Source organism: Klebsiella sp. ME-303, assembly GCF_007910085.1.
Classification (GTDB): Bacteria; Pseudomonadota; Gammaproteobacteria; order Enterobacterales; family Enterobacteriaceae; genus Klebsiella; species Klebsiella michiganensis.
The window spans coordinates 1-3,955 of the sequence record NZ_VOJB01000028.1; the positions used below are offsets into that span (position 1 = coordinate 1).

A 3,955-nucleotide genomic window follows, 5' to 3' on the forward strand; every position below is an offset into this window, starting at 1 on the left:
AGTGGTTCATGGGCTGGCCCATCGGGTGGACAGAATTAAAGCCCTTGGCAATGGACAGGTTCCGCGAGTGGCAGCAACAGCATTCTCTTTGCTGTGTGAAAAATGATGAACAGGAGCGTGCAGCATGACTGATATCACCGAACTGGCGCAGAGCATGAAGCGTCGAGCAGCATCAGCAAATGAGTTTGGCGAAAGCCTGTACGTAAAAGCCGATAATGTTCTCGCTGTGGTAGAGGCGCTGGAGCTTAAGGAAGAGCAGCGAGCAAACTGGTTCCACATGGCGCAGAAGTTGGGGAATAACTTGGATGCGGCTGAAAAGCGCATCGCTGAGCTGGAGCGCGAACCGGCAGCACGCATGGTCGTAACCCCTACTATCTGGAAGCATTATACTGCCGCCCAAACTGCGATTATTTACGAGAAAGCCATGACAGATGCAGGCATTAAGTGGAGAAGTATTGATGAACGCTTAACGCATGAAGAGTTAGAATCACTATACTTGGCGATGAAATCACACTTCGAGGTTATGGCTGAATCCGCTTCAGAGGCTGAGGTTATTGAATGCAGCCAGATAGTAAGAGCATTGTGTGAGTTACAGGAACGCCGCACCGCAATGCTCGCAGTCGCTCCACAGGAGGTGAAATGATGGACTCTTTACTGGAAGACACCTGCAAGCGTGTCATTGAGCTGGAAGGTCTGCTGCTGGTGGTCGTTGTATAAACCCGCTGTTGCGGTTTTTTTCTTTCTGTTAGCACGCTTCGGCAACTTTGTGCCGCCACCGTTCGTTGAGGTACTGGTGATGGGCAATTTTCCTGAGTTATGTCAGAAAAGGGACGCAGCCGCATGATGTATTAAAAAGCTGAGATTGCAACTGTATCTGAAATTGTTGAATTAAATTCATGTGGTGCGCTTATTAATATGTGCTTTAGTTTAAATGATTTGGAAACTTCTCAATTTGAAAATAGTTGAATCTTTACTCCATTAAAGCTGCTATTGTCTCCTGTAAAATGGAACCATCAAGTACCGGAGCCTTCTGTTACTTGATTTTTAAGTCTTTTACTTAGGGATGACTGAGGATTTATCATGGCAAATGATTCACGAGGAAATGAGGTGGTTTTCAACCGCGCATATCTAAACTTGTGCTCTAAGAATAAGAATTTAAGTACATTGGTTATAGCCAGAGAGTTTAAGGATGATAATATTGTTGGATGTTTTTCTTTTGGCCTTAAAAAACTAATCGATATTGAGTCAAAGTGTTTGTTTTTGCGCTATAAGTACCCATGGCCAGATTTTGAAATTGAACTGGTTAAAAATAAAGGCGGTGATTACGAGTTCATGCTTTTTCATAATGATTTTCTTAAAGGTAGTGAGGTTTAAGTTAGTTATAACGATTTTTTTAATCAAATCGGATTTAATTTAATTGTTTATGTTAGACATTTTTTACCTTGAGCTTGTCTAAGGATAACATTCGAAGAGTGTCGCACGCTTGCCCGACTACTTTAATCGAACAGTTTTGATGTCACTGCTCGATTAAATTTGGCCATTACGTAATCATATAAGGTCTCGTCAATATGACTTGTTTTACCACTCATGAGTTGGGCGATTTTTGTTTACTGTGACCTAAGACTCTGTCTCTCTTTAGAGAACATGACTAAAAAACTCCATAGATTCAACCCGCTACGGTGGGTTTTGTTTTCCCATGACTGATAAAAATTAACGTTTTGTGCTCTTAAGATATTGCTCATTCAGTAAGTTAGGTGTACTGTGTATTTATACAGTTCTTAGGTGGGTGATACTATGAGAATCGAAGTAACCATCGACAAGACTAAAAAACTGCCAGAAGGGGCCATTCCCGCCCTTGAAGTTGAATTGCTGCGCCGTCTTCATCAAAACTATGAAGGCTGCAAACTAAATATAAGACGCTCAAGCACTGATGGGCTGACCGTTCTGGGCGGCGTTGATGGCGATAAAAAGCGCATAGAGCAAATCCTGCAGGAAACGTGGGAAAGTGCCGATGACTGGTTTTATTGAGCTGTAAGAGAGTGGCAGTTATGCCGCCATTGTTAACTTTATACGCCATCTTAGCGCGGTTATTTTTTAGCGTATTAACTCGTTGGCCGTGTTCGTTGCTGGTGGAGTGTTTCCAATGAGGTATTTATGGAAATACCGGATGATTTATTTCCAGGGTTTAAAGAGCATGCCGGACCTGTCCTTGTTTATGTAAAAAACGGCGTGGTGGAAAGAGGCTTCCCGCTCCGTAAGGATGAGTTTGTCACCTCGCTCAGATCCCTTGATGAGGCCCGTAAAAAGGCTGGGCTTCCCCCTGTAAGTCAGGACTAAAATTAGCTATATTAATTACGGGTCTGAACAACCCTTCTTGCCAGTCGCTGTGCCACGGAGAAAAACCGATGGCGCAGAAGAACCACTCTCAAAAGCTGTACCTCCTGACACCGGCTATCAAATATGCTGGTGTTTCCGTTTGTCTGTCGCACTCAGGTGGTGCGATATGAGAGACCCTCGTCGCAGATGCAAAGCACCCGGCTGCGGTGCCTGGTTTAACCTTACCTATTCGAATGTTTACTGGTGTTGCGAAGAGCATAAGAGCCAGTACCTTGCGCATCAGCGCGAGAAACAAAAGGTTAAGGCACAAAACAGGTTAAAAAATAAACCCGTTCACCATATCCGCCCTGAACCAACGACGGCTGAAAAACCTCTCAGCCACTGGCTGGAAGTTACGGAGCGCGTGGTAAATACCCTTTGCCGTGAAACTGCCCTTGCTAATGGGGAGGGGTGCATTTCCTGCGGAACCCACCAGGCCAAAGTATGGCATGCCGGCCACTACAGAACCGTTGCTAAAGCCTCCCACCTGCGGTTTACCCGCATCAATATCAATCTTCAATGTGATGACTGCAACGTCGGCAAGTCCGGGAATATCAAAGCTTACCGGGTCGGGCTGGTGGAAAAAATCGGTGAAGCCGCAGTTCAGGGGCTTGATAACGACAACCGGATTCACCGCTGGACCATCGAAGAGCTGGAAGCCCTCCGCCTGCAGGCTTACGCCGACTTACGCGCACTGAAAAAAACGCTGGAGGCCGCATGACTTACCAGCTTATCTACGTCGATCCGCCCTGGCAGTATGGTAATAAAATTAGCAACGGCGCTGCTGAGAACCACTATGAAACTATGAGTCTTGTCGAGCTTAAGCGCCTCCCTGTCTGGAATCTGGCTGCTGATAATGCCGTTCTTGCCATGTGGTACACCGGCACACATACCGAGGAAGCGATCGAGCTGGCAGAAGCCTGGGGTTTTCGAATTCGCACCATGAAGGGTTTTACATGGGTAAAGCTTAACCAGCACGCCGAACGGCGATTCAATAAGGCGCTAACTGAAGGTGAGTTGGTGGATTTCAATGATCTGCTGTCGATGTTGAATAGCGAAACCCGTATGAATGGAGGCAACCACACGCGGGCCAATACTGAAGATCTGCTAATAGCCACCTGTGGCGCCGGGTTGGAAAGAGCGAGCGCATCTATCAAGCAGGTGGTTTATTCCTGCCTGGGTGAGCACAGCGAGAAACCCTGGGAGGTTCGCCGTCGGCTTGAACTGCTTTACGGCGATGTCAGTCGGGTGGAGCTTTTCGCGCGCGAATCATGGCCTGGCTGGGACCGCTGGGGAAATCAGTGCGAGAGTTCTGTTGAAATGCATTCGGGAAAATTTATCACCAGGGAGGGGATATGAATCATCTCACCATAGAGAGCATCCGCTACCGCTGGATGAAGCTTCGCCTTTGCCGTCATCGCGGCACTGTATTAGTTGACTACCGCATCCTCAAAAACTTTATACGCACCTGTCAGATCCGGGGAGAGACAGCATGAACCTTGAAAATACAGTGAAATACCACTTCGCAAAATCCACGCTGATTAGCGATTCTCCGCGTGCTACCGCCTCTGATTCACTG

Annotated in this window: 7 protein-coding genes and 1 pseudogene; all 8 read left to right on the forward strand. The window is 46.8% G+C overall.

What is annotated here, in order from left to right:
• Positions 1-124: 124 nt before the first annotated feature.
• The gene (locus FQK12_RS27540) at positions 125-643 is read left to right on the forward strand and encodes a hypothetical protein (RefSeq protein WP_014228554.1); all 519 of its coding nucleotides are present in this window, start codon (positions 125-127) and stop codon (positions 641-643) included.
• Positions 644-1,080: 437 nt separating this feature from the next.
• The gene (locus FQK12_RS00285) at positions 1,081-1,374 is read left to right on the forward strand and encodes a hypothetical protein (RefSeq protein ID WP_004111726.1); all 294 of its coding nucleotides are present in this window, start codon (positions 1,081-1,083) and stop codon (positions 1,372-1,374) included.
• Between the two features lie 420 nt (positions 1,375-1,794).
• Positions 1,795-2,028 (forward strand): DinI family protein, encoded by a 234-nt coding sequence (locus FQK12_RS00290; RefSeq protein ID WP_014228555.1) that lies wholly within the window; start codon positions 1,795-1,797, stop codon positions 2,026-2,028.
• 126 nt (positions 2,029-2,154) lie between these two features.
• The gene (locus tag FQK12_RS00295) at positions 2,155-2,337 is read left to right on the forward strand and encodes a hypothetical protein (RefSeq protein ID WP_004111729.1); all 183 of its coding nucleotides are present in this window, start codon (positions 2,155-2,157) and stop codon (positions 2,335-2,337) included.
• Between the two features lie 166 nt (positions 2,338-2,503).
• A complete protein-coding gene (locus FQK12_RS00300; RefSeq protein ID WP_014228556.1) occupies positions 2,504-3,097 on the forward strand; it encodes a recombination protein NinG in 594 nt (197 codons plus the stop codon).
• Complete coding sequence (locus FQK12_RS00305) at positions 3,094-3,735, forward strand: MT-A70 family methyltransferase (protein ID WP_014228557.1); 642 nt, start codon at positions 3,094-3,096, stop codon at positions 3,733-3,735. The genes FQK12_RS00300 and FQK12_RS00305 overlap by 4 nt, the downstream gene beginning before the upstream one ends.
• Positions 3,732-3,872 carry a YlcG family protein gene (locus tag FQK12_RS00310; protein ID WP_041165271.1) on the forward strand — a complete coding sequence of 47 codons (141 nt, stop codon included), beginning with the start codon at positions 3,732-3,734 and terminating at the stop codon, positions 3,870-3,872. The genes FQK12_RS00305 and FQK12_RS00310 overlap by 4 nt, the downstream gene beginning before the upstream one ends.
• Positions 3,869-3,955 (forward strand): annotated as a pseudogene (locus FQK12_RS27545) (antitermination protein); the annotation flags it as partial. The gene FQK12_RS00310 and the pseudogene FQK12_RS27545, both read left to right, overlap by 4 nt.